This is a genomic window from Solwaraspora sp. WMMB762 (assembly GCF_049179115.1).
In the GTDB taxonomy this organism is placed as follows: Bacteria; Actinomycetota; Actinomycetes; order Mycobacteriales; family Micromonosporaceae; genus Micromonospora_E.
Genome location: NZ_JBMHMD010000001.1, coordinates 5,800,810 through 5,824,655, shown reverse-complemented (window position 1 = coordinate 5,824,655; position 23,846 = coordinate 5,800,810). Strand labels below are relative to the sequence as shown.

The window sequence follows — 23,846 nt, the reverse complement described above, 5'->3', positions numbered from 1 at the left end:
CGATATTACGTGGGGTGACGGCCTGTGGTGTGACCAAGGTGGGCGTGTCGTTTGTGGAAACGGCGGCCGGCGACGTCTGGATCATCTGGGTTGTGTGGACTCAAACGATCGACGGCCGGCCGCCGCGCTGTGAGCGTATGACCGGACTGGACTCCGATCAACTGGACTGGCTGTACGAGCAGGTGGACGCGCTGGTCGACTGGGACCTGCCGGTGGGGCGCCCTCGGGCGTTGCCGCTGTACACGGCGTTGGTGCTGGTGTTGTTCGGGCTGCGGCACAATCTGGCGCCGGACGTGATCGGTGAGGTTTTCGGCTGCGGTTCGACGACCGTGGAGCGGTATCAGGAGGAGCTGGAGCCGCTGGTGGACGTGGTGTTGACCCCGCTGTACGAGCAGGTCCGTGACCAGGCCCGCCGGGACGCGGTCCTGGTCGATGGTCTGGTCGCGCCGGTCGGGGAACGCGACGACGTCGACGGGCTGTTCTCCGAGAAGAAGGGCTTCTGTGGGCAGAACGTGCAGGTGGTGGCCAATCTCGCCGGGCGGGTGGTCGATGTGGGTGACCCGTGTCCGGGTGGCATGCACGACCGGAAGGCGTTCGACGTGTCCGGGATCGCCGCCGGGTGGGCCGGCCACTACGCCCCCGGCGGGCCCGGGATGATCGGTGACAAGGGGTACCAGGGTGCCGGCATCGTGAGTCCGTACAAGAAGCCTCGGGGTCGGGAGTTGACCGGGGTCCGACGCGCGTGCAACACCGCACTCAACCGGCTCCGCGCCGCCGTCGAACGCGCGATCGCCCATCTGAAGTGTTGGAAGGTTCTCAAGACCGGGTTCCGCAGATCGTTGGAACACTTTCCTGCCACATTACGTACGGTAATGAAGTTGGAGATCTTTCGCGTTTACGGATTACGTTGAGAAAGCCCGGTAATAGTTTCGGGAAGTCCTCCTGGTTCCGGCTCGGAGGAGTGGTCATGGCGCAACGACGCCGGGCAGGCTGAGCAGGGCACGCATGTTGCGCGCCACGGCACCGCGCGTCACCTCGTACCGGTCCGGTTGTTCAGGGGCGCTGAGGCAGTCGCGCCAAGCGAGAGCCCGACAGACGATGCCACCCGGCCGAGCTACCTCAAACGCTTCCTCGCGCGCATCCTCGGGCAGGTACTCCGCCCAGTGCGACAGGTATGTGTCGATGAGCCGCTGAGCCATCCGGTCGCGGTCGGGTGCCACCGACAACAACGGATCGCGAAGGACCATGGTCAGGGAGTAGAGCGGATGGCCCAGAATGCTCTCCGCCCAGTCCAGGAAAACGAATCTATCCCCGGAGATGGCGATGCAGTCGCGCCAGAAGTCGGTGTTCTGCAGGGTCTCCGGCATGCCGTACGAGGCTAGGCGCTCACAGGTGCGACGGAAGACTGGCACGTAATCTCGCAACATCCGGTACTCGGTATCCGAGAGACCAGCCTCGTCATTGGTCAGCATCAACGCGGTGTCCGCGACCAGATCCTCGAATTGGTCGGGCAGTAGCGGCAATCGCCTGTCCGGAAGGCCCAAAGCCAGGAATTCGTCCGTTCGCGCGGCCGTCTCCACCTGCATCTGCGCGTACCGGGAGACAGCGGCCGCGTAAACGTCGATGTCGCGCGTGACATCTTCGATCATCGAATACGGCGCGATATCACGAGTCAGGAGCCAGTGCCGGTCGGCTTCGATGGCCACGACTCGGGGAACACTATCGGGGAACCACTCACTTAATGCCTGCACGAGCCGAGGCTCATGGGCGAATGCCTGCGGCGCCGCCTTGAAATACAGCAGACCGCCGTCCGCGGGAAGCCGAAGGGTGCAGGAGTACGGGGAAACAACGTACTGCCCCACAGGCCCAGAGGGGGTCAGACCGGCCGCCTCGGCCTGGTCCCGCATCCATCGACTCGCCTCGTCGAACCATCCCGGGACCGCCCATGCAGGCGCCTCAGCAAACGCGCGGCCAGCATTGTGGCGGCCAGCCCATTCGGCGACAGCCTTCCGTTGGCCAACCGCCGCCGGCTTCAGCGTCAATACCTCCTGCACGGTACGCCACCGCGCCGCCGTGTGCCGCACCGTGCCAGAACGGGACCCAGTACAGAAGTAGACGTACGCAGAGCTGTTTCCATTTAGTAGCTCCCAACCCCGGGCGAGGACCGTGGCGTCCACTCCGTAATCGCGCCGCAGGTCGGCGGTCACCTCCGAAGCGAGGCTGTCGGTGTGCCACGGCAAGCTCCAACCTTGTGGGCCGTCCACTACGAGCAGGGCAGACCGCTCAAGATCAGCCACAAGGCTGTAGGCCGCGATGTCGTGGGTGTTTGTCAACCTGGCTCCAATCACAGTGCTCCCCGTTTCAGCCCGACACGGGGCCCGATGCAACGACGTGTCGACACCCGCGCCGAGAAGGAGCGATCGCAGGCACGGGCCACCTTAAATGCGTCTGCGCCCCGCATCTAGACAGATCGACAAGTTACCATCCCGACGCCGTTCCGTCCGTCCCGTCACAGTCGGTACTGGGCCCAATGCCACGTAGCCTAAGTTGATCTTGGGCTTGACCTGCGGGTTTAGTGTGGACTCCTGGACGGTGCGGCGTGGCGGGACGACCACGGCTCGGCTGGCTGTTTTGATCACGGGTCATGTCGGTGGATGTGGTGGACCGTCCGGTGGCGCGGCCGGATCAGGTCACGCTCGGGGTGTTGATCTCGCAGGTGTCGCGGGAGGAGGTCGACGCCGCGATCGAGGTGTGCGGGGTGCGGGAGCAGCGGTCGGATGGGCCTGCCCCGTTTTGACGGACATCCGAGATCAGGGGACCTGGGGCCCCCGGGAGGATGTCCAGCATCATGGAGAGCGTGGGAAAGAAGCGATCGAGGCCGCGGCGGGCGTTCACGCCGGACTTTAAGGCTGAGACCGTGGAGTTGTGTCAGCGTGGTGACCGCACGGTCGGGCAGGTCGCCAGGGATTTCGATCTGACCGAGACCGCGGTGCGGGCGTGGGTCAAGCAGGCCGAACTCGACGCCGGGACCCGATCCGACGGGCTGACGTCGGATGAGCGGGCCGAGTTGGCCCGGCTACGAGCGGAGAACCGGCGGCTCCGCGAGGACGTCGACATCCTCAAACGGGCCACGGCCTTCTTCGCGTTAATGCCAGGCTGATCGATGTCCGGAGGGGTTCGCTCGTTTCTTCGTTGCCCCGGCCCGCGCGGCTGGTGGCTTGTCCTGATGTGCGGCCTCGTCGGACACCGCGCCGGGCGGGGAGTGGCTTGATAGGAGCCTGCGAAACGCTCGATTGAGGCATGCCCCCTCGTCCGGCTCGTGGACCTGCCCCCTGTCTGCGGTGAGGAGCCGGCATGACCGTGATCGGAATCGACGCCCACAAACGCACCCACACGCTGGTCGCAGTCGACGACCTTGGCCGCAAGCTCGGTGAACGGACCATCGCCGCCACGGACGAGGGCCACTTCCAGGCACTGGAGTGGTCCGCCCGATGGACCCAGGTGACCTTCGCCGTCGAGGACTGCCGGCATATGACCCGCCGGCTGGAACGTGACCTGCTACGCGCCGGGCAGCGGGTGGTACGGGTGCATACCCGGCTGATGGCCGCCGCGCGCAGGTCCGGGCGCCAGCGCGGCAAGTCCGACCCGATCGACGCCGAAGCGGTCGCGTTGGCCGCGCTGCGTGAACCCGACCTGCCCAACCGCCTACCTCGACGGGCCCACCCGGCAGGTGAAACTGTTGTCCGACCACCGCCACGACCTCGTCGTGGAACGCACCAAACTGTGCGGTCGGCTCCGCGGCACCTGCACGAGCTGGACTCCGAACTGCAGGTACCTTCCCGCGGGCTGCGCCGTTACCGTGTCATCGACGAGTTGACCGTGGCCCTCGCCGAGGTCGACGGCACGGTCGCCCGGATAGCCCGGGACCTGTTGACGCGCTGCCGGGAGCTGACCGAGCAGATCAACGCCCTCGAGCGTGAGCTGCGGGGGGGCTGGTCACGGCGATGGCGCCGACGTTACTGGGCATCCCCGGGTTGGGCGTGCTCGGCGCGGCGATGATCCTCGGTGAGACCGCCGGCGTGGGACGGTTCCGGTCGAAGGACGCCTACGCCCGGTTCAACGGCACGGCTCCGATACCTGTGTGGTCGGGCAACAAGGTCCGGGTCCGGCTCAACCGTGGCGGGAACCGCACGATCAACACCGCCTTGCACATGGCCGCCGTCACCCAGGCCCGTGGGATCGGGCCGGGCGCGGCGTACATCGACACGCTACTCAGCAGGGGAAAGACCAGAACTGAGGCGTTGCGGCTGCTCCGTCGACGGCTGTCCGACCGGGTCTTCGCCGCGCTGGTGGCCGACGAACAATCGGACCTGGCACCCGCCGGCACGGCCACCACGGTCGACCGCGACATCACCAGAGACGACCTGATGGCGGCGGCTTGACATAGGAGCATCACGGAGACCCGGTGAACGTGTACCCGTTCATCGAGGCGGAGAAGGCGCGGCCCGACGGGAACGTGAAGCGTTCCTGTGAGCTGGGAGGTCACCCGGTCCGCCTACTACCAGCACCGCACCAGTGGTCCGTCGCGGCGGGAACGCGACGACGTCGACCTGACCGCCCGCATCGCGGAGATCCACGCCGACTCGGCCGGCACCTACGGCGCGCCCCGGGTCCGCGCCGAACTCGCCGCCCAGGGGCGGCGGCACTCCGGCAAGCGGGTCGCGCGGCTGATGCGGGGCGCCGGGTTGTGCGGCCGCACGCCGAAGCGGTGGCGGACCACGACCGTGCCCGACCCGGGCGCGGCGTTGTCGGCGGACCTGATCCGCCGGGACTTCGACGTCGCCGCCGGCCGGGTCGACACCCGCTGGTGCGGCGACATCACCTACGTCCGGTGCGCCCGCGCCTCGGGACTCTGCCCGGATTCTCGGAACTTCACGTAACGGGCAACGGTGTGATGATCACACCCCGCCAACTCAGCCGCCGCACGGTAACTGCCCGTGAGGTCGTATGCCTCCAAGATTTCCACGATCTCCCTGCCGCTCTTCACGCCGTCGACCCTCGCCGACCGGCACTCTGACCTGGTCAGCGGGGAGGTATCTGGCCATCCACGGGGAGATCCCTGGCCACCAACGGGGCGATAAATGACCGCCTACGGGGAGTATTCACTGGCCGCCGACACCGTTGCCACACCAGCACAAATTCGATGTGGTGCGGTGCCTCGCTGACGGTCTCGGACCCGGCAAAACTTCGACCAGCCGGGCGGGTCAACGGGCCGACGTAACCACTACCACCAGGCACATCGCTCCGGGAAGAAGGACGGTTTACGGCTGCCCGACCATGCTCCCACCGCTGGAGCAGGCCGCTCCAAGAGGCCCGACAGAGTCCACCTCGTGAGACGATGTGATACGCGATGCCAGCAGCATTCACAAGAATCGCTTGAAAATGCCGCTGACCTGCGGTTTCGGGTGGAGCCGAGGGGACTCGAACCCCTGACCCCCACACTGCCAGTGTGGTGCGCTACCAGCTGCGCCACGGCCCCCGGTCGGCCCGGATCTCCCGGGCACCCGGCAATACTACACACGCCGCCCCGCGCGGTCATCTCGCGGGGTCGGGCTCACGACGTACGGGTTCACCGACGTACGGGTCTGCTCGGCGACCCGCGCGGTCAGTTCATCGAGACGTCGGCCGGGAAGTGGGCCACCGCGGCCATCATGCCGCGCTGGCGGCGCAGCACCATCGGCCAGAGATCGTCCGGGCGGGCCATGAACGGATCGTCCGGCAGGCCCTCCAGCACGAACCAGGAGCCGGCGTTGATCTCCTCCTCCAGCTGCCCGGCGGACCAGCCCGAGTAGCCGGCGAAGACCCGGATCCCGGAGATCGACTCGGCGAGCGGCCCCGGGTCGGTCGACAGGTCGACGGTGCCGAGCGGGCCGGCGATCCGGTGGAAACCCTTCACCCGGCCGGTCTGGGTCCGGGTACGGGCCAGGCAGATCGCCGACTCGGGCTGCACCGGGCCACCCTCGAACAGCACCGACGGTTCCCGGGCGAGACTGCTCCAGCCACCCAGCACTTCGGCGACCGGCACCTCGGTAGCCCGGTTCAGCACCACCCCGAGCGCTCCCCCGGCCTCGTGGGCGACCAGCAGCACGACCGTACGGTCGAAGTTGGGATCCTTGAGCGTGGGCGTCGCGACCAGCAGTTGGCCGGTCATCGACGCCATCGACCGTCCCCCGATCCGCTGACCTTCACCGTGCACCTCGACCTCCCGTACCTGCCCGCGTGGCGCAGTCACGACCCCCACGGTCCGCGCGGACGGCGCGGCGACGATCCGCCACGGGTGCAGTGAAAGCCATGCCTGGCACCATAGCTTGCTCGACTGCGCCCGGTTAAGGTCTAACCGCGCGGGCGTGGCACGGGCGTTTCCGGCCACCCTGCCCGAAACCGGGAGGGACCTGATGCAGGCGCAGGCAGAGCTGGCGGTGATCGGCGGATCCGGGCTGTACGCGTTGCTGGACAACGCGACGGAGCACCGGGTGCCGACCCCGTACGGTGAACCGTCCGATCCGATCACCGTCGCCGACGTCGGCGGGCGGCGGGTCGCGTTCCTGCCCCGACACGGCCGTGACCACCGGCATCCGCCGCACCGCATCCCGTACCGGGCCAACATGTGGGCGTTGCGTTCGCTCGGCGTACGCCAGGTGCTGGCGCCGTGCGCGGTCGGCGGGCTGCGCCCGGAGCTCGGCCCGGGCACCTTCGTCGTGCCCGACCAGCTGATCGATCGGACCAGCGGACGGGTGCAGACCTTCTACGACCAGGGTGCGGTGCACGTCAGCTTCGCCGACCCGTACTGCCCGACCGGGCGGTCGGTGCTGCTGCGGGTCGGCGCCGAGCAGGGCCTGCAGCCACGCGACGGCGGTGCGGTGGTGGTGGTCGAGGGGCCACGGTTCTCCACCCGGGCGGAGTCCAGGTGGTTCACCGCGATCGGCGGCGCGGTGGTCAACATGACCGGCCACCCGGAGGCGGTCCTCGCCCGTGAGCTGGCGCTGTGCTACACGTCGATCGCCCTGGTGACCGATCTGGACGCGGGTGTCGAGGGTGGGCACGCGGTCACCCAGGAAGAGGTGTTCCGGGTGTTCGGCGAGAACACCGCCCGGCTGCGCGCGTTGCTGCTGGCCGCGCTGGCGACCTGGCCGATGGATCGGGACTGCCCGTGCCCGCAGTCACTCGACGGCATCACCCTGCCCGTCGAGCTGCCCTGACGGTGCCAGCACCACCACGGCGGCGCTGATCCCGGCGACGTCGAGGCACATCCGGATCCGGTTGCCGGTCGCCGCGTCACCGGCCAGGATCACCGCCTCCCCGGTGGGGAGGTTCCAGGCTCCGGCCGGTGGGCGTTGCCCGGGCAGGCCCCGGCCGAGCAGTTGGGACATGGTCGCGGCGGCGTCGTCCGGTTCCTGGCCCGGGCCGTACGGCTGCGGCATGGCTCAGCCGACCGCGATGACGTGCAGCGGGCGACCGGTGAGTGCGTCGAGCACTGTACGGTCACCGAGCGCCTCGTCGAGGGTCACGGTGACCGGGTGGAACAGCAGTTGGTCGGTGCACTCCTGCGCCGTGCGGGTCACGCCGCCGGCGACCACCACCGCGTCGGCGTACTCCTGGACGAACGGGGTGATGTCGGTGTCGCACGCGCCGACGCCGAGCCGGTACGCCAGGTCGGTCCCGTCGACGTCGGTGAGATTCTGCGCGGTGACGAACGTGGTCATCCCGGTCGGCTCCGGCACCTGCGGTTCGGGCGCCGGTACGGCGACCGATTCGTCGACGGCGACCCGGGCGACCGGCCCGTCGAGTTCGGCGACGTCGAACAGCCAGGCGGGCACCTGCGCCGTGCCCCGGCTGGTCAGCAGGTCGACGGTGCCGAGCGTGGCAGCCGTGACGGTCAACGCCTGGCAGCCGAGCTGACCGGAGTCAGTGACGCTGTCGTCCGGGCCGGGTGTGCCGCTGCCGGCCAGGTCGGTGGCGCTGCCGGTGGGGTCGGGGCCGGGCCGGGCCGCCTCGCACTGCGGCGGGTCACCCTGGCGTAGTTCGGCGTACGCGTCGGCGGCGCTGACCAGCGGTACGCTCAGCGTCCCGTCGGGGAAATCGACGGTGCCGTCGGCGGGTGTCTCGGTCGGCACGGTCAGCTCGGCCCGGTACCACCCGGCGTGGAACGCCTGCTCGGTCTCCGGGGTGAACCCGGGCTCGGCGGGGAGGACGGTGCGGCTCTGCAGGGGTGCGTAGCCGGCCAGCCACTCCTGCCGCCCGCTGGCGGTGCGCCACGCCTCGGAGACCTCGTCGGCGCGCTGCTGGAAGGTCTCCCAGCGTTCGTCGGCGGACCCGCCCGGCCCACCGGGTCCGGTCCCGTCGGTCCGCGCGCAACCTGCGATCAGGATCAGTGGTATGCCCAACAGGGCGGTGAAACGGCGCATGTCGGGTCAGACGCACCAGGTTGGCAGCGGGTTCCCAGACCAACTAGGCGATCGACTACATATAGTGAAGCCGGCCGTACAACGCAGCCGGCCCACCGCCTGGTGGCGATGGGCCGGCTGTCGTCCGTGGAGGTGCCGGGAATCGAACCCGGGTCCTTCGGCGTCTTGCCAGGGCTTCTCCGAGCGCAGCTCGCTGTGCCTCTACTCGGCCCCATCGATCACGCGAGCGAGTCGATGTGACGGGCCCAGTCGCGTTTGATCTCGCCGCACGAACCCCGCGACCGGGTTCGCTAGGCCAGCCCTCTCACTGATGCCGGTTACTGGGCCGAAGGCAGTCCCAGACCGACAGACTTGCTACTCGCCTCAGGCGGCGAGAGCGAAGTCAGCGCGCTTAGAGTTGGCGCTTATTGGTTTCCGACGACCGATTCACGAGACGACGTCGGCTTCCTCGGCTCGCTTCCCCTGCCGCAACGTACGAAGTCGAAACCAGTCACCCCCTGGTGTGCGGCGCGGCCCAGAGGTGGTCCGCGTCCGTACCGATCCTAACGCCTCCGGCCCCGGGCTTCATCCCGGTTACGGCCAGAAGCCAACGACGAAGATCGGCACATTGCCAGGAAGGAAGGATTATACGTCGAATGTCCGATTCTGTCGCTCGCCGGTAAGTCGCTCGACGTTCGCCCCTGCCGCGTGTCTACCCACGCTGGTCAGCCCATCCCCTTGCCGCGCCGGCCCACTGCCCGCTGGATCTCCCGGTCGGCGTCCCGCTTGGCCAGATCCTGTCGCTTGTCGTAGGACTTCTTGCCGCGCGCGAGTGCCAGCTCGACCTTGGCCCAGCCGTCGGAGAAGTACACCGAGAGCGGGACCAGGGTCAACCCGCCCTCCCGCAGCTTGCCGAGCAGCCGGTCGATCTCGGTGCGATGCAGCAGCAGCTTGCGGGTCCGGCGGGGCTCGTGGTTGGTCCAGGTGCCCTGGTCGTACTCCGGGATGTGCATGCCGTACAGGAAGATCTCGCCCTGCCGTTCCTGGGCGAAGGCGTCCACCAGCGAGGCCCGGCCGGACCGCAGCGACTTGACCTCGGTGCCGGTCAGCGCCATGCCGGCCTCGTACACGTCGGTGATGGCGTAGTCGTGTCGGGCCTTGCGGTTCGAGGCGACGACCTTGCGCCCTTTCTCCCGTGGCATGGCTGCCTCCTCTCCCGACCCGGGCGCTGCCGCTCAGACGCGGCGCCGACGGACAACCGCGCCATGGTACCGCGCGACGACGCGCCGGCCGGTACCGGTTTTCCCGGTACCGGCCGGCGCGCGGCGGCAGATCGAGTCGATCGGGTTGAGCGTCAGACCCGCAGGTAGAAGCGCAGCGTCACCCAGGCGGTGATCGCGCTGACCAGGCCACCGACGCCGGCCATCACCGGGAACATCAGCAGTACGCTGCTCCACTCGATCGGGGTCAGCAGTTCGGTGAGGTCGCGCAGCGAGCCGTCGAGCAGGAACATCTTGCCCAGCACCAGGGCGCCGAAGCCCAGCAGCGAGCCGAACAGGCCGGCGACGACGGCTTCGAGTACGAACGGGGCCTGGATGAACCAGTTGGAGGCGCCGACCAGCCGCATCACGGCGACCTCGCGCCGCTTGCTGTAGGCCGCGACCTGGATCGTGTTGCCGACCAGCAGCAACGCCGCCACCGCCATGATCGACGCGGCGATCAGCGCCATGCTCTGCACCGAGCCGAGGATGTTGAAGATCTTGTCGAGCAGCCTGCGCTGGTCGACGATCTCGTCGATGCCCTCGGTGCCGTTGTACTTGTCGAAGATCGCCTGGTATTCCTCCGGATCGACCAGCTTGATCCGGAACGATTCGGGCAGTTGGTCCGGCTCGACCGCGTTGACCAGGTCCGGAGCGTCGGCGTAGAGCGTCTGGAAGCGGTTGTACGCCTCCTCCTTGGACTCGTACGTGACGTTAGAGATCAACGGGTCGGCGTCGAGCGAGCTCTGCAGGCTGTCGCGTTGCTCGTCGGAGACGTCGGACACCAGGAAGATCGAGACCTCGATCTGATCGTAGTAGAAGTCCTTCATCGAGTTGACCTGCAGGTACATCAGGCCACTCGCGCCCAGCATGGTGAGCGACACCGCCATGGTGATGATCATGGCGACGGTCATCGTCACGTTGCGCCACAGCCCGACCATCACCTCGGACAGGACGTATTTCGCGCGCATCGGGTTCCTCTTCCGGATCTGCCGCTGGATGGTGGTACTAGGCCGCCACGTGCCGGTGCCGGCCGACACAGGCCCCGGTGGAGCCGTGGTGGCTGGTTAGCCGTAGACGCCGCGAGCCTGGTCGCGGACGATCCGGCCGGCCTCGATCTCGATGACCCGCCGCCGCATCTGGTTGACGATGTTCGAGTCGTGGGTGACCATCACGACCGTGGTGCCGGTGCGGTTGATCCGGTCCAGCAGCCGCATGATCTCGATCGAGGTGTCCGGGTCGAGGTTTCCCGTCGGCTCGTCGGCGAGCAGCACCAGCGGCCGGTTGACGAACGCCCGGGCCACCGCGACGCGCTGCTGCTCGCCACCGGAGAGTTCGTGCGGGTAGCGGTGCTCCTTGCCGCCCAGACCGACCAGTTCCAGCACCTCCGGGACGACTCGCCGGGCGACCGCCTTGGTCTTGCCGATCACCTCGAGGGCGAAGGCGACGTTCTCGTACGCGGTGCGGTTGGGCAGCAGCCGGAAGTCCTGGAACACGCAGCCGATGGAGCGCCGGAAGTTGGGGATCTTCCAGGAGCGCATGGTCGTGACGTCCTTGCTGTTGACGATGACCTTGCCCTTGTTGGGGGTCACCTCGTGCAGCAACAGCTTGATGATCGTGGACTTGCCGGAGCCGGACGGACCGATGAAGAAGACGAACTCGCCCTTCTCGATCGCGACCGACACGTTGTCCAGCGAGGGCCGGGACGCCTTCGGGTACGTCTTCGTCACTTGCTCGAGCGCAATCACGGGTGGTGAGTCTACGCGGTGTAACGGCTACGCCAAGTCCAGCCTGATGGCGGATGTCTCCTATGTCGGTAATGCGCGAGGTTTCGTACCAGCAAATCCCCGCGAAACCCAGGAAATCAGCCGTCCGGACCGAACCGACACCACCCGAAATGATGGGTTCAGTCACAGGCCGTACATGAGACTTGAATACGAATAGTAGTTAGGCAACTGCTACCGGTATCAGTCCTCGGCGAGTTCCTGTTGCTTGCGCCAGCGGATGCCAGCCTCGATGAAGGCGTCCAGGTCGCCGTCGAGCACCGCGGTGGGGTTGCCGGTCTCCTGCTCGGTCCGCAGATCCTTCACCATCTGGTACGGGTGCAGCACGTAGGACCGCATCTGGTCGCCCCATGAGCCGGCGGCGTCGGTCTTGAGCCCGGCCATCTTGGCCTGCTCCTCCTGCCGCTTGCGCTCCAGCAGCCGGGCCTGCAGCACGCGCAGCGCAGCCGCCTTGTTCTGCAGCTGGGACTTCTCGTTCTGGCAGGTGACCACGATGCCGGTGGGGACATGGGTGAGCCGAACGGCCGAGTCGGTGGTGTTCACGCTCTGCCCGCCCGGCCCCGACGACCGGTAGACGTCCACCCGGATCTCGTTCTCCGGGATGTCGATGTGATCGGTCTGCTCGACCACCGGCAGCACCTCGACGCCGGCGAAGCTGGTCTGCCGCCGGCCCTGGTTGTCGAACGGGCTGATCCGCACCAAACGGTGCGTTCCGGACTCTACGCTGAGGGTGCCGAACGCGTACGGCGCCTTAACCGTGAAGGTGGCCGACTTGAGACCGGCCTCCTCCGCGTACGACGTCTCGTAGACCTCGGTGGGGTAGCCGTGCCGCTCCGCCCACCGCAGGTACATGCGCAGCAGCATCTCGGCGAAGTCGGCGGCGTCGACGCCGCCGGCCCCAGCCCGGATCGCCACCAGCGCCTCCCGGGAGTCGTACTCCCCGGAGAGCAGCGTGCGCACCTCCAACTCCTCGATCGCCTTGTGCAACCCGGCCAGCTCGGTACCGACTTCGGCGACCGTGCCGGCGTCCTCCTCCGCCTGCGCCATCTCCAGCAGCAAGGCCGCGTCGTCCAGCCGGGTGCGCAACGACTCCAGCTTGGCGATCTCCGCGTTCGCGTACGACAGCCGGGAGGTGACCTGCTGTGCCCTCGCCTGGTCGTTCCAGAGGTCGGGGGCAGAGGCAGCCTCCTCCAGCTCCGCCCGGTCGCGGCGCAGTCGATCAATGTCGATGACCGCCTCGATCCGGCGAAGCGTGGCGTCAAGATCTTTTAGCTGGTCGGCATAGTCGGCAGTGGTCACAACCGACAACAATACGTCGTGACCACCGACGACCGGCGCCGGTGGTCAGCCCACCGGTGCGGTCTTCAGCCAGGAGAGTGCGGCCTTGTGGTAGGCGACGGCGAACTCGAGCGCGGCGGCCCCGAAGGTGTCGCCGTTCTTCTTCGCCTCGCGTGCCTGCTCGCGGGCCGCGGCCAGCGCCTCGGTGTGGTGCTCGCTCGCGTCCGCGTAGACCGTCTTCAACTGGTCGGCCGTGTGGTGCTCGCCGAACGCCACCCGCAACGCGATCGGGTTACGTACCGAGTCGCGACCCGGGGCGTCGGCCAACCACTTGAGGAACGCCCGCTTGCCGGCCGCGGTGATCGCGTACGGCTGGCTCGACCGCGGCCCGGGCTTGCCGAGCCGGACCAGGCCCTGCTCGGCGAGCACCGGTAGCTCCCGGTACACCTGGCTTCTGGTCATCGACCAGTAAGCGCCAAGTCGACGGTCAGCTTCAGCCATCAGCTGCCCGCCTGTCATGGGTCCTTCATGGAGCAGGCCGAGAAGGGCTGCCGCCGTGGGATTGATTCGTACATCCGCCATGCCCTCTACGCTGCCACTTTGTCGCCTCTACGTCCAGGATTTGGCGCGATCCGCGACCAACCGTGTTCTAAAGTGCACTGTCTGTGGACGACGGTCCGGTAAGGAAGATCAATATTTACCATCAGGCAGCAAAACGGACAAAGAATATGTTACCCGTAGCAACATGCCCAGGCGCAGGAATCATTAGTGAAGTTTGAAGCATGAAGTCTACTTCGTCTGACTAGTTCGGAGTGTCCGGTCCGGCCACCCCGGACATCGGCCACTGTGGCACCGGGTCCCCGATCCGGAGCCCCAGCTCACCGGGCATATCCTCTGGAAAGCCTGGTAGCTGTCCCGGATCGGACGGTTGCGGCGTCCCGATGGCCACACCAGACCCAGCCGTCCCGCTCGAACCTACCTGGCCGGTGGGACCAACCGGGCTCCCCGACGGCGTCCCGTCCTGCTGTTTTCCCGGGGAAACCGACCTCGGCGATGACTCCGCAGCCGGCGGTGCCGACGGCACCGCCGCGCCGACCGGGCCGATCGGACCGCTGAGCCGACCCGGCTGCGAGCCGGCCCCCTGTCCGGCCGCCAGGGTGAGACCCGTTACCAACGCCGACAACGCGAGCCCCGCTCCGGCCAACCCGCCGAACTGCAGCGCCCTGCGTCGTGGCCGCGCTCCCACCGGAGCCGCAGAAGCGGCCGGAACGTCCCGGGGCCACCAGGTGACCGCATCCGCCGGCAAGGCCGGCAACGCCGGCCAGCCGTCGAGCGCCGGCTCCAGACCACGCAGCCGGGCGACGAGCGACCGGGCGGTCGGCCGGTCGGCCGGCCGTGCCGCCAGGCACTGCTCGATCACCGGCCACACCGCCGGTGGCAGCCCGGGCGGTGGTACCGGCACACACCGCCGGTGCCGGGCGAGGACCTCGTCGGCGTTCCCGCCACGGTACGGCGTACGGCCGCACAGCAACTCGAACAGCACGATGCCCAGGGCGTAGACGTCCGACGACCAGGTCGGCGGACCGCCGCTGGCGATCTCCGGCGCGGCGTACTCCGGGGTGGCCAGGGTGGCCCGGTCCGGCGCCGACGCCGACGCGTGCCCGGTCCGGGCGGCACCAAAGTCGATCAGCCGTACCCGGCCGCCGTCCGCCGGCGCCAGCAGGTTCGCCGGTTTGACATCGCCGTGCGCGATGTCCCGTTCGTGCAGGTACGACAGAGCAGTGGCGACCTGCGCGGCGACGGCGACCGCGACAGCCGGGGGCAGCGGACCGTCCCGGCGGATCCGGTGGCGCAGGTCGTCGCCGTCGACCAGGTCCAGAACCAGGGCGGGCAGGTCGCCCACGGCGGTCCGGGCCCGGAGCCGGATCACGTTCGGATGGTCCAGCCGGGACAGCAGAGCGGCCTCGGTGTGGAAGCCCTCCACCAGATCGGGATACTCGGCGGCGTCCGACCGGAGCACCTTCACCGCCACCGGCACGTCGTCCTGCAGATCGTGCCCATGGTGCACCGCGCCGACCGCCCCACGGGAGAACTGCGCCCCCAGCCGGTACCGCCCGTCGAGCGCCTGTCGCGTGCCGTACTGCCCGTCCACTCCGTCGACGGTAGGTGTGCGGCCGAGGCACGACGGTCACCAAACTGACGCTTGGCACGAACCTGGGAGGGATCCGCGTCACTGTGACGGGAAGTTGTCCGACCGTGGACGTCAGCGGGTGCCGGCCGAGCCCACCGCCGGCTCGGAGCCGACAGCAGGTTCGGGATCCTCAGTCGGCGCGGCATCCTCAGTCGGCTCCGGATCCGGCTGGCCGGGCAACGTCCGGCCGAGGCAGATCAACGCGGTGAACGCCGCAGTGAACAGGACGATCAGCGCCGAGTTGATCCGGGCACCGTCGGCCATGGTCTGGAAGGCCTGGTCGCTCTCACTGAACGACCGGGCCAGATCGAGCAACTGGGCACCGCCGACCCGGGTGACCACCTCGGCGATCACCAACAGCAGGCCGGGACCGGCCCCGGCGACCAGGTATCCCGGCCAGGGCAGCGGCCGGCCGGACCGGCGTACCGCCCGGTGCAGGTAGCCGAAGGTCACCAGCCCGGCGAGGGCACCGGCCAGCAGGGCGGTGACCCAGACCAGTCGGGACTGCGCGGCCAGCACCGATCCGGCGGTGTCGGCGGCTCCGAACAGCTCCAGCAACGGCCCCTTGGCCAGTTCCCGGGCGGTCGTCGTGCCGGCGACCGCCAGCGCGCCGGCGGCGGCCGCCGCCGTCAGCAGGCCGGCCCGGCGGTGCAGACCGGTCAGCACGCCGCCGACCGTGGCGCCGGCGAACAGCGCCCAGCCGAGGATCTGGACGGCCGACCCGCCCCGGCCGTCGCCGTACACGACGGCGGCGGCGGCACCGACGCCGGTCGACGCTCCGCAGCCGAGGGCGACGAGCAGTCTCGGCACCGTCGCCGCGCCCAGCCACCGGTCCGCCAGCCGGCGGACCACCTGGGCGACACCCGCTCCGGCGATCAGCGCCGCGAAGATCACCGCCGGGAGCCCGTACGCGGTCTCGGTCACCGCGAGCACCCCGTCGGTGGACGACCCCAGGGTGCTCAGCACGGAGACGATCAGCAGGGTCACCCAGGCGAGGCTGAGCAGGCCGAGAACGACTGCCGCGCCGACCGAGCCGTCCGGGCCCACCTCGGCGTCGCCAACCGAGCCGTCTGGGCCCACCTCGGCGTCGGGGGCGGCTGCGGGTTGGCTGGTCATCGCTGGTGCCCTCCTGGTCGTCGGCGTGCTGTCGCCCGGTGCCGACCAGGGTACGCGGATCGGCGTGCGGGTCAGCCTGGCGTGCGACGATGGGACCCGGACCGCGTCGCCGTGGCCGCCCCACCGGGTGCCCCGACGGGTCCGTCTTTCGCCGACGTTGTCGAGATCACGCCAGGAGCCTGTGATGGACGCCGTTCCCGCCACCCCCGACCCCCGCAACGAACCGATCCGCGACTACGCGCCGGGCAGTGCCGAACGGGCCGACCTGAGCCGCCGGCTCACCGAGTTGTCGGCCGACCGGATCGAGCTGCCGATGACGATCGGCGGCCGGCAGCGGATGGCGGCGGGCGCGCCGATCGAGGTGGTGATGCCGCACCGGCACCGGCACGTTCTCGGGGTGACCGGTAACGCCGAGCCGGCCGACGCCGAGGCCGCGGTGGCAGCGGCGAAGCAGGCCGCACCGGGCTGGCGCAATCTGCCGTACGCCGAACGGGCCGCGGTCTTCCTCCGCGCCGCCGACCTGCTGGCCGGCCCGTGGCGGGACACGGTGAACGCGGCCACCATGCTCGGTCAGTCCAAAACCGCCTACCAGGCGGAAATCGACTCGGCCTGCGAGCTGATCGACTTCCTGCGGTTCAACGTGCACTTCGGCCATCAGGTGCTGGCCGAGCAGCCCCGGTCCGCACCTGGGGTATGGAACCGGTTCGACCACCGCCCGTTGGAGGGCTTCGTCTACGCGGTCACCCCGTTCAACTTCACCGCGATCGCCGGCAACCTGCCGTCCGCGCCGGCGCTGATGGGCAACACGGTGGTCTGGAAGCCATCCCCGACGCAGCAGTTCGCCGCCCACTTCACGATGCGGCTGTTCGAGGCCGCCGGGCTGCCGCCGGGGGTGATCAACCTGGTCACCGGGGACGGTCTGGCGGTGTCCGAGGTGGCGCTGGCCGACCGGGACCTGGCCGGCATCCACTTCACCGGCTCCACCCGGGTGTTCCAGCAACTGTGGCGGACCGTCGGGGAGAACATCGGCCGGTACCGCTCGTACCCCCGGCTGGTTGGCGAGACCGGCGGCAAGGACTTCATCGTGGCGCATCCCAGCGCCGACCCGGCAGCGCTGCACACCGCTCTGGTCCGGGGGGCGTACGAGTATCAGGGGCAGAAGTGCTCGGCGGCGTCCCGGGCGTACCTGCCGAAGTCGCTGTGGACGGCCGGGCTGCGGGACCGACTGGTCGCGACGGTCGAGTCACTGCCCTACGGCGACGTGACCGACTTCACCAACTTCGGCGGCGCGGTGATCGACGACCGGGCGTTCGCCCGGCACGCGGCCGTGCTGGACCGGGTCCGCAACGACCCGTCGTGTCAGGTGCTGGCCGGTGGCACGGTCGACGACAGCGTCGGCTGGTTCGTCCGGCCCACCCTGTTGACCTGCGCCGATCCCGGGCACGAGGTGTTCAGCACCGAGTACTTCGGCCCGATCCTGGCGGTGTCGGTCTATGACGACGACCAGTTCTGGGACGTGGTGGCCCAGGCCGAGGAGATCGCTCCGTACGCGTTGACCGGGTCGGTCTTCGCGACCGACCGGCGGGTGATCGACCGGGCCGGCGCCATGCTGCGGTACGCGGCCGGCAACTTCTACGTCAACGACAAGCCGACCGGGGCGGTCGTCGGGCAGCAGCCGTTCGGCGGCGCCCGGGGCAGCGGCACCAACGACAAGGCCGGGTCGAAGCACAACCTGCTGCGCTGGACGTCGCCGCGCACGATCAAGGAGACGTTCGTGCCGCCGGTCGACCACCGCTACCCGCACATGGGCTGAGCCGGGCGGGCCGGCCCGCTCACAGCAGCGTCTCCAGCTCGGACACGTCGTACCACTCCAGTTCGTGGTCCTCGGCACCGTCCACGACGAACTGGGCGTCGGGGTCACCGGTGGCGGCCTGCGACACGGCGGCCACCGCCGCCGATACGTCGTCGACCGCCTCGTCGCCGTCGACGTGCACCGCGGCGACCGAGGCGAAGGCGATCGGGCCGGCCAGCGTCACGGTGCTGGAGCCGAGCTCGGCGACCGACCGTTTCAGCGCGTCCGCCGGCAGGTCGACGGCGATCACCACCCGCCGGCGCGGGGCGGCCGGATCGTCGCGCAGGTGGCGCAGTGACTCCTGGGCGGCGCGGGTGAACGCGACGTACTCCAGCTCCTCTTCGTCACCTTCGACGTACCACTCCCGCAGTGCGGGGGTCACCGTGTGCGCGACGTCGGCGGCGAGTTGGCCGGTGTCGCGGAGCCCGGCGAGCGCCGGCAGGGTGGCCGGGACGTAGACCCGGAGCAGGTTGTCGGACACGCTCGCCCCCCACAGATGTCGTCGCTGATGCAATGTACGCCGCCGAGCGGCCCTGCGGGGCCACGGTGGCACACTGAACCGACCGACGTAGACGAGCCGGGAGTCACCGTGGAGCCGAGGTTCCTGCAGTTGTCCGACGTCGCCGCCGAACTCAACGTATCCGACTCGCAGGTCTATCACATGGTTCGCAGTGGCGAGTTGCCCGCGATCAAGATCGGCGGCCGCGGACAGTGGCGGGTGGAACGCGCCCAACTGGAGGAGTACATCCAGCGCAAGTACGCCGAGACGGCGGAGTGGGTGCAGAGCAACCCGCTGATCGAGCGCGAGCCGGAGTAGTCCGGCGCCTACAGGTTGTCCGAACACCGTCATCGACAGACGTTGACGGGCGGTGTCATGCTGGCTTCAAATTGGTCTGCCGAAAGCAAACGAAGGCAAACGCAAGATCAACAGGAGCTCGGATGACTGTCGCGACCCGGATCCGACGTCCCCCCGTCCGACTGCGACCCGCCCCGCCGCTGGACCCGCCATTCACCGACGAGCCGGCTCAGTTCGACCTGCGTCCCGGTCCCGGCGTACAGCTGGCGCTCGACCTGGCCGGGGCGACACCCGGCGCGGTGGTCGCCGACCGGTCCGCGACCACCGTCGGCCGACCGGCCAACGGGTCGGCCGGTGGCCACGGAGGGCTGCCGCCGGACGCGCTCGCCGGCGCGTCACCGGAGGCCCGCCGGGCCGCGCACCGGTTCCTGGCCGCGAGCATGGAGATCATCAACGGGTTCCGCCCGGCCGGCCACATCCGCCGGCTCGCCGACCCGGCACAGGCGCTCGCGGTCGGCGCGCAGCTGGCCGTCGCCGTCGACCGGGCCCGGAGACCGGACGAACCGGGCCGGGCCCGACGCGGGCCGGCATCGCCGCAGCCGAGGCCGATCGGCCGCAGTGGGCGGCGCCCCGTCGAGCTGCTCCGGGTCCGTCAGCTGCGGGTCTGCGAGCCGGTCAGCGGCGTCGCGGAGGCCGTCGCGGTGCTCGGCACCGACGAACGCAGCTGGGCGCTCGCCTTCCGGCTGGAACGCCGGCCAACCGGCTGGTTGAGCACCACGGTCGACGTCGTGTGACCGGGCAACCCGCCGGGATCAGGTACCGCCGGGATCAGACCCCGGGAGCGCCGTGGCAGCGCTTGTACTTCTTGCCGGACCCGCACGGGCAGGGCGCGTTGCGTGACGGCCCGTTGCTGCTGACGGCCTGGCCGGGGGCGGCTCGGCGGCCGGCAGCCGCCGGCACCGGCGGACCGGCCGCCGGTCGGCTGGCTGCGGGCGGGCGGCCCTGCGCGCCCTGGCCCGGACGCTGGCCTTGGCCCTGACCGCCCTGGCCCGCACGCCCGGCCGGCGGGCCGCCGACGCCCAACGCCGGTGCCTGCTGCACCTGCACCCCGCCGTCGGCACCGGCGGCACCGTCGATGGTGGGCGAGACGTACTGCAGGCCCTGCGGACGCGGTGCCGCGCCAAGGCCCTTGGCACTCACCTGTACCCCGGCGCCACCGTCGGGCACCGGAATCCGGGGTCCGGGCCGCTCCCCCGCCGGCGCGCCGGCACCGTCAGCCGGGGCCCCCGGCTGCTGCACCTGCACCTCGACGTTGAACAGGAAGCCGACCGTCTCCTCCTTGATGCCGTCCATCATGGTGGCGAACATCGCGTAGCCCTCACGCTGGTACTCGACCAGCGGGTCACGCTGGGCGTAGGCCCGCAGGCTGATGCCCTCCTTGAGGTAGTCCATCTCGTAGAGGTGCTCACGCCACTTGCGGTCGATCACCTGCAGCAGGACCATCCGCTCCAGCTGCCGCAACGCGTCGGTGCCGAGCTCCTCCTCACGGCGCTGGTACGCCGCGTGGGCGTCCTCCAGCACCTGCGCCCGGAGGAAGTCGGCGTCCACCGCGCTGCGTTCGCCGCCGGCCTCCTCGATCAGCTCGTCGACGGTGATCCCCACCGGGTAGAGCTGCTTGAGGCTGGACCAGAGCTGGTCGAAGTCCCAGTCCTCGGCGTAGCCCTCGACCGTCGCTCCGTCGACGTACGCACCGACCACGTCGTCGATCATCTTGGTGACCTGGTCGTGCAGGTCCTCCCCGTTGAGCACTCGCAGCCGCTCGGCGTAGATCACCTGGCGTTGCTTGTTGAGCACCTCGTCGTACTTGAGGACGTTCTTACGGGTCTCGGCGTTCTGGCCCTCGATCTGCGCCTGGGCGTTCTTGATCTGCCGGGTCACCATCTTGGACTCGATCGGCACGTCCTCGGGGATGTTGAAGCGCTCCATCACCGCTTCGACCGCCCCGGCCCGGAACCGCCGCATCAGCTCGTCCTGCAGCGACAGGTAGAACCGGGACTCACCCGGGTCGCCCTGCCGGCCGGAGCGACCGCGCAGCTGGTTGTCGATCCGGCGGGACTCGTGCCGCTCGGTGCCGAGCACGTAGAGACCGCCGACCGCCGAGACCTCCTCGGCCTCGGCGGCGCAGGCCTGCTTGACCTGCGGCATGATGTCTTCCAGCGCCTTGGCGTACTCCTCGGCGTGCTCGACCGGGTCGAGCCCACGCTGGCGCAGCTGGGCCGCGGCGAGGTAGTCCGGGTTGCCGCCGAGCAGGATGTCCGTGCCGCGGCCGGCCATGTTGGTCGCCACGGTGACCGCGCCCTTACGGCCGGCCTGCGCGATGATCTCGGCTTCCTTGGCGTGGAACTTCGCGTTGAGCACCGCGTGCGGGATGCCCCGGCGACGCAGCAGCTGGGAGAGGATCTCCGAATTCTCCACCGACACCGTGCCGACCAGCACCGGCTGGCCCACCGCGTGCCGCTCGGCGATGTCCTCGACGGCGGCGTTGAACTTGGCCTTCTCCGTCTTGTAGATGACGTCCGCCCGGTCCATCCGGACCATTTCCCGGTGGGTCGGGATGGTCACCACGCCGACGTCGTAGACCTTGTTGAACTCGCCGGCCTCGGTCTGCGCCGTACCGGTCATCCCGGCCAGCTTGCCGTAGAGCCGGAAGTAGTTCTGCAGGGTGATGGTGGCGAGGGTCTGGTTCTCCTGCTTGATCTCGACGCCTTCCTTGGCCTCGATCGCCTGGTGCATGCCCTCGTTGTAGCGGCGGCCGTGCAGGATTCGGCCGGTGAACTCGTCGACGATCAGGACCTCGCCGTCGTTGACGATGTAGTCCTTGTCCCGCTTGTAGAGCTCCTTCGCCTTGATGGCGTTGTTCAGATAGCCGACCAACGGGGTGTTCACCGACTCGTACAGGTTGTCGATGCCCAGCCGGTCCTCGACCTTGGCGACGCCCCGCTCGGTCACCGCGACGGTGCGCTTGGCGTAGTCGATCTCGTAGTCGCCCTCGCCGTCCTTGCCGGCCTGCATCCGCTTGACCACGGCGGCGAACTCGCCGTACCAGCGGGCGGAATGCTCGGCCGGGCCGGAGATGATCAGCGGTGTCCGCGCCTCGTCGATCAGGATCGAGTCGACCTCGTCGACGATGGCGAAGTTGTGCCCGCGCTGCACCAGGTCGTCCTTTGACCAGGCCATGTTGTCGCGCAGGTAGTCGAAGCCGAACTCGTTGTTGGTGCCGTAGGTGATGTCCGCCTGGTACGCGGCCCGGTGGTCGGCCGAGGGCCGGTTGGGCAGGATCACGCCGACGGTGAGCCCGAGGAACTCGTGCACCCGGCCCATCCAGGCGGCATCCCGCTCGGCCAGGTAGTCATTGACGGTTACGATGTGCACACCTTTGCCGGACAACGCGTTGAGGTACGCCGGCAGTACCGAGGTGAGCGTCTTACCCTCACCGGTCTTCATCTCGGCGATGTTGCCGAAGTGCAGCGCCGCGCCACCCATGATCTGCACGTCGTAGTGCCGCTGGCCGAGCACCCGTGAGGCGGCCTCCCGGGCGGTGGCGAACGCCTCCGGGAGGAGGTCGTCGAGGGACTCGCCGTCGGCGTACCGCTGGCGGTACTGGTCGGTCAGCTCCCGCAGCTCCGCGTCGGTGAGGTCGACGTAGTCGTCCTCGATCGAGTTGACGGCCGTGGCGACCGCCTTGAGCCGACGCAACATGCGGCCCTCGCCGGCGCGGAGGACCTTCTCAAGAATCGACACGGATCAACGCTCCCCTAGACGGTGTGCCTCACCATCGTAGGCGCATCAATCGGTACGGCGGCAGTCGCAGCCCGCATCCGACACCGGATATTCCGACATAACGGACCATGTCGACGGGGTGCGCCCGGCATATGCGTTATGCCCTGCGCGAAAGCTGCGTCAGGATGGGCCGGTGGAACCCGTCGAACTCACCGAGGGCGGCGTCCGGCTTCGGATGTTTCTGCCCGACGACGCCCCTGCGGTCGCCGAGGCCTGCGGCGATCCGATCACCCAGCGGTTCATCCCCGACCTGCCCCGGCCATACACGGTCATCGACGCACTGCACTGGATCACCAAGGGGTCCACCGCCGCCTGGGCCGGCGGCGGCGCGGCCTGGGCGATCGCCGACCCGGGCAGCGACGAGCTGCTCGGCTGCGTCGGGCTCAGCCGGGCGGTACCCGAGCGGGCCCAGATCGAGGTCGGCTACTGGATCACGCCCCGGGCCCGGGGCAAAGGAGCGGCCACCGCGGCCACCATCGCCGCCACCGGCCACGCGGTGCGGTCCGGGTTCGGCCGGGTCGAGCTGCTCACCGACGCGGCCAACGCGGTCAGCCAGCGGGTGGCGCTGGCCGCCGGCTTCAGCTACGAGGGGGTACGCCGAGGCGCCGCCAGCCAGCCCGGCCGACTGCCGACCGCCGATCGGGAGGACCTGGTGGTCTGGACCCGACTGGCCGGCGACCCACCGGGCCCGACCCCACGCACCCTGCCGGACCTGCCCGGCGACGGGTTGACCGACGGGGTGGTCCGGCTGCGCCCGCTCGGCCCGGCCGACGCCGACTTCGCGTACCACCTGGAGTCGCTGCCCGACGTCGCCGCGACCTCGGTCCCACCGGTGGTGCCGACCCGCGCCCTGATCGAGGCGCAGTGCGCCAAGGCACCGGGCAGGTGGCTGGCCGGCCAGCGGATCGACGTGGTCGTCTGCGACGCGGCCAGCGGTACGCCGGCCGGGCGGATCGGGCTCAGTTATCTGAGTCCGGAACTCGGCGAGGCGATGATCGGCTATTCGCTGCTGCCGCAGTGGCGCGGGCGCGGCTACACCGCTCGGGCAGTACGGCTGCTCGCCCGGTGGATCTTCGCCAACACGGCCGTCGCCCGGTTGGCCGCCGGTGCGCTGCCCAGCAACGTCGCGTCCCAGCGGGTCCTGGAGCGGGCCGGCTTTCAGCGCGAAGGGCGGAACCGGGCCCAGTTGCCCGGCGCGGACGCCAGCCGCCACGACAGTGTCCAGTACTCGCTGCTACCGGCCGACCTCGACAAAGCGTGAGCCGCGCCGGCCGGTCGGATACCGT

At 69.5% G+C, this 23,846-nt stretch carries 24 protein-coding genes, 1 tRNA gene, 1 other RNA gene and 1 pseudogene; 11 read left to right on the top strand and 16 right to left on the bottom strand.

Annotated elements, in window-relative coordinates:
• Positions 1-44 precede the first annotated feature (44 nt).
• Positions 45-911, top strand: a complete 867-nt coding sequence (locus tag ACN27J_RS26150) for a transposase family protein (RefSeq protein ID WP_421362034.1) — start codon at positions 45-47, stop codon at positions 909-911.
• A gap of 54 nt (positions 912-965) precedes the next feature.
• Here ACN27J_RS26150 and ACN27J_RS26145 read toward each other — a convergent pair whose 3' ends face one another.
• Positions 966-2,333, bottom strand: a complete 1,368-nt coding sequence (locus ACN27J_RS26145) for a hypothetical protein (RefSeq protein ID WP_421370262.1) — start codon at positions 2,331-2,333, stop codon at positions 966-968.
• Positions 2,334-2,644: 311 nt separating this feature from the next.
• Between ACN27J_RS26145 and ACN27J_RS26140 the strand changes: the two genes are divergently transcribed.
• From ACN27J_RS26140 to ACN27J_RS26120, 5 genes are all read left to right on the top strand, one after another.
• Positions 2,645-2,797 carry a hypothetical protein gene (locus ACN27J_RS26140; protein ID WP_421370260.1) on the top strand — a complete coding sequence of 51 codons (153 nt, stop codon included), beginning with the start codon at positions 2,645-2,647 and terminating at the stop codon, positions 2,795-2,797.
• Between the two features lie 51 nt (positions 2,798-2,848).
• Positions 2,849-3,160, top strand: a complete 312-nt coding sequence (locus tag ACN27J_RS26135) for a transposase (protein WP_421370258.1) — start codon at positions 2,849-2,851, stop codon at positions 3,158-3,160.
• Positions 3,161-3,354: 194 nt separating this feature from the next.
• On the top strand, positions 3,355-4,059 hold the full coding sequence (locus ACN27J_RS26130; protein WP_421370257.1) for an IS110 family transposase: 705 nt from the start codon (positions 3,355-3,357) through the stop codon (positions 4,057-4,059).
• Entirely contained in the window at positions 4,005-4,442 is a 438-nt protein-coding gene (locus ACN27J_RS26125) for a transposase (RefSeq protein WP_421370255.1), read from the top strand. The genes ACN27J_RS26130 and ACN27J_RS26125 overlap by 55 nt, the downstream gene beginning before the upstream one ends.
• An 87-nt stretch (positions 4,443-4,529) precedes the next feature.
• Positions 4,530-4,940 carry an IS3 family transposase gene (locus tag ACN27J_RS26120; RefSeq protein ID WP_421370253.1) on the top strand — a complete coding sequence of 137 codons (411 nt, stop codon included), beginning with the start codon at positions 4,530-4,532 and terminating at the stop codon, positions 4,938-4,940.
• Here the strand turns inward: ACN27J_RS26120 and ACN27J_RS26115 are convergent.
• The 3 genes and pseudogenes from ACN27J_RS26115 to ACN27J_RS26105 all read right to left on the bottom strand — a co-directional run.
• A pseudogene (locus ACN27J_RS26115) lies at positions 4,889-5,047 on the bottom strand (IS21 family transposase); the annotation flags it as partial. The gene ACN27J_RS26120 and the pseudogene ACN27J_RS26115 sit on opposite strands and share 52 nt — an antisense overlap.
• Before the next feature lie 419 nt (positions 5,048-5,466).
• Positions 5,467-5,539, bottom strand: a tRNA-Ala gene (locus ACN27J_RS26110).
• Between the two features lie 126 nt (positions 5,540-5,665).
• The gene (locus ACN27J_RS26105) at positions 5,666-6,220 is read right to left on the bottom strand and encodes a YqgE/AlgH family protein (protein ID WP_123605053.1); all 555 of its coding nucleotides are present in this window, start codon (positions 6,218-6,220) and stop codon (positions 5,666-5,668) included.
• A 235-nt stretch (positions 6,221-6,455) separates the two neighbouring features.
• Between ACN27J_RS26105 and ACN27J_RS26100 the strand changes: the two genes are divergently transcribed.
• Positions 6,456-7,259 (top strand): S-methyl-5'-thioadenosine phosphorylase, encoded by an 804-nt coding sequence (locus ACN27J_RS26100; RefSeq protein WP_421370251.1) that lies wholly within the window; start codon positions 6,456-6,458, stop codon positions 7,257-7,259.
• Here ACN27J_RS26100 and ACN27J_RS26095 read toward each other — a convergent pair.
• The 10 genes from ACN27J_RS26095 to ACN27J_RS26050 all read right to left on the bottom strand — a co-directional run bounded on the left by ACN27J_RS26095 (position 7,221) and on the right by ACN27J_RS26050 (position 16,072).
• Positions 7,221-7,481 (bottom strand): hypothetical protein, encoded by a 261-nt coding sequence (locus tag ACN27J_RS26095; protein ID WP_421370249.1) that lies wholly within the window; start codon positions 7,479-7,481, stop codon positions 7,221-7,223. The two genes, ACN27J_RS26100 and ACN27J_RS26095, sit on opposite strands and share 39 nt — an antisense overlap.
• Positions 7,482-7,484: 3 nt before the next feature.
• Positions 7,485-8,465, bottom strand: a complete 981-nt coding sequence (locus tag ACN27J_RS26090; protein ID WP_421370248.1) for a hypothetical protein — start codon at positions 8,463-8,465, stop codon at positions 7,485-7,487.
• A 124-nt stretch (positions 8,466-8,589) separates the two neighbouring features.
• Positions 8,590-8,963, bottom strand: a transfer-messenger RNA (tmRNA) gene (gene ssrA, locus ACN27J_RS26085).
• A 206-nt stretch (positions 8,964-9,169) separates the two neighbouring features.
• On the bottom strand, positions 9,170-9,646 hold the full coding sequence (gene smpB / locus ACN27J_RS26080; RefSeq protein WP_123603705.1) for an SsrA-binding protein SmpB: 477 nt from the start codon (positions 9,644-9,646) through the stop codon (positions 9,170-9,172).
• A 152-nt stretch (positions 9,647-9,798) separates the two neighbouring features.
• Positions 9,799-10,674 (bottom strand): permease-like cell division protein FtsX, encoded by an 876-nt coding sequence (gene ftsX, locus ACN27J_RS26075; RefSeq protein WP_278173990.1) that lies wholly within the window; start codon positions 10,672-10,674, stop codon positions 9,799-9,801.
• A 96-nt stretch (positions 10,675-10,770) separates the two neighbouring features.
• Complete coding sequence (ftsE, locus tag ACN27J_RS26070) at positions 10,771-11,451, bottom strand: cell division ATP-binding protein FtsE (RefSeq protein WP_278173989.1); 681 nt, start codon at positions 11,449-11,451, stop codon at positions 10,771-10,773.
• 219 nt (positions 11,452-11,670) lie between these two features.
• Entirely contained in the window at positions 11,671-12,786 is a 1,116-nt protein-coding gene (prfB, locus tag ACN27J_RS26065) for a peptide chain release factor 2 (RefSeq protein ID WP_278173988.1), read from the bottom strand.
• A gap of 45 nt (positions 12,787-12,831) precedes the next feature.
• A complete protein-coding gene (locus ACN27J_RS26060; RefSeq protein ID WP_123603708.1) occupies positions 12,832-13,347 on the bottom strand; it encodes a PadR family transcriptional regulator in 516 nt (171 codons plus the stop codon).
• Positions 13,348-13,567: 220 nt separating this feature from the next.
• On the bottom strand, positions 13,568-14,917 hold the full coding sequence (locus tag ACN27J_RS26055) for a serine/threonine-protein kinase (RefSeq protein WP_421370245.1): 1,350 nt from the start codon (positions 14,915-14,917) through the stop codon (positions 13,568-13,570).
• Positions 14,918-15,028: 111 nt separating this feature from the next.
• Positions 15,029-16,072 carry a hypothetical protein gene (locus ACN27J_RS26050; RefSeq protein WP_421370243.1) on the bottom strand — a complete coding sequence of 348 codons (1,044 nt, stop codon included), beginning with the start codon at positions 16,070-16,072 and terminating at the stop codon, positions 15,029-15,031.
• 184 nt (positions 16,073-16,256) lie between these two features.
• Between ACN27J_RS26050 and pruA the strand changes: the two genes are divergently transcribed.
• The gene (gene pruA / locus ACN27J_RS26045) at positions 16,257-17,885 is read left to right on the top strand and encodes an L-glutamate gamma-semialdehyde dehydrogenase (RefSeq protein WP_421370242.1); all 1,629 of its coding nucleotides are present in this window, start codon (positions 16,257-16,259) and stop codon (positions 17,883-17,885) included.
• A 19-nt stretch (positions 17,886-17,904) separates the two neighbouring features.
• Here pruA and ACN27J_RS26040 read toward each other — a convergent pair whose 3' ends face one another.
• Positions 17,905-18,405 (bottom strand): DUF6912 family protein, encoded by a 501-nt coding sequence (locus tag ACN27J_RS26040; protein ID WP_421370240.1) that lies wholly within the window; start codon positions 18,403-18,405, stop codon positions 17,905-17,907.
• Between the two features lie 108 nt (positions 18,406-18,513).
• Between ACN27J_RS26040 and ACN27J_RS26035 the strand changes: the two genes are divergently transcribed.
• On the top strand, positions 18,514-18,741 hold the full coding sequence (locus ACN27J_RS26035; RefSeq protein WP_123603713.1) for a helix-turn-helix transcriptional regulator: 228 nt from the start codon (positions 18,514-18,516) through the stop codon (positions 18,739-18,741).
• Between the two features lie 122 nt (positions 18,742-18,863).
• Positions 18,864-19,514 (top strand): Rv3235 family protein, encoded by a 651-nt coding sequence (locus tag ACN27J_RS26030; protein ID WP_421370238.1) that lies wholly within the window; start codon positions 18,864-18,866, stop codon positions 19,512-19,514.
• Positions 19,515-19,548: 34 nt separating this feature from the next.
• Here ACN27J_RS26030 and secA read toward each other — a convergent pair whose 3' ends face one another.
• Positions 19,549-22,521, bottom strand: coding sequence for a preprotein translocase subunit SecA (gene secA / locus ACN27J_RS26025; protein ID WP_421370236.1), 2,973 nt, complete (start codon positions 22,519-22,521; stop codon positions 19,549-19,551).
• 172 nt (positions 22,522-22,693) lie between these two features.
• On the opposite strand from secA, the gene ACN27J_RS26020 reads away from it, so the two are divergent.
• Positions 22,694-23,821, top strand: a complete 1,128-nt coding sequence (locus ACN27J_RS26020) for a GNAT family N-acetyltransferase (RefSeq protein ID WP_421370234.1) — start codon at positions 22,694-22,696, stop codon at positions 23,819-23,821.
• Positions 23,822-23,846: the final 25 nt, after the last annotated feature.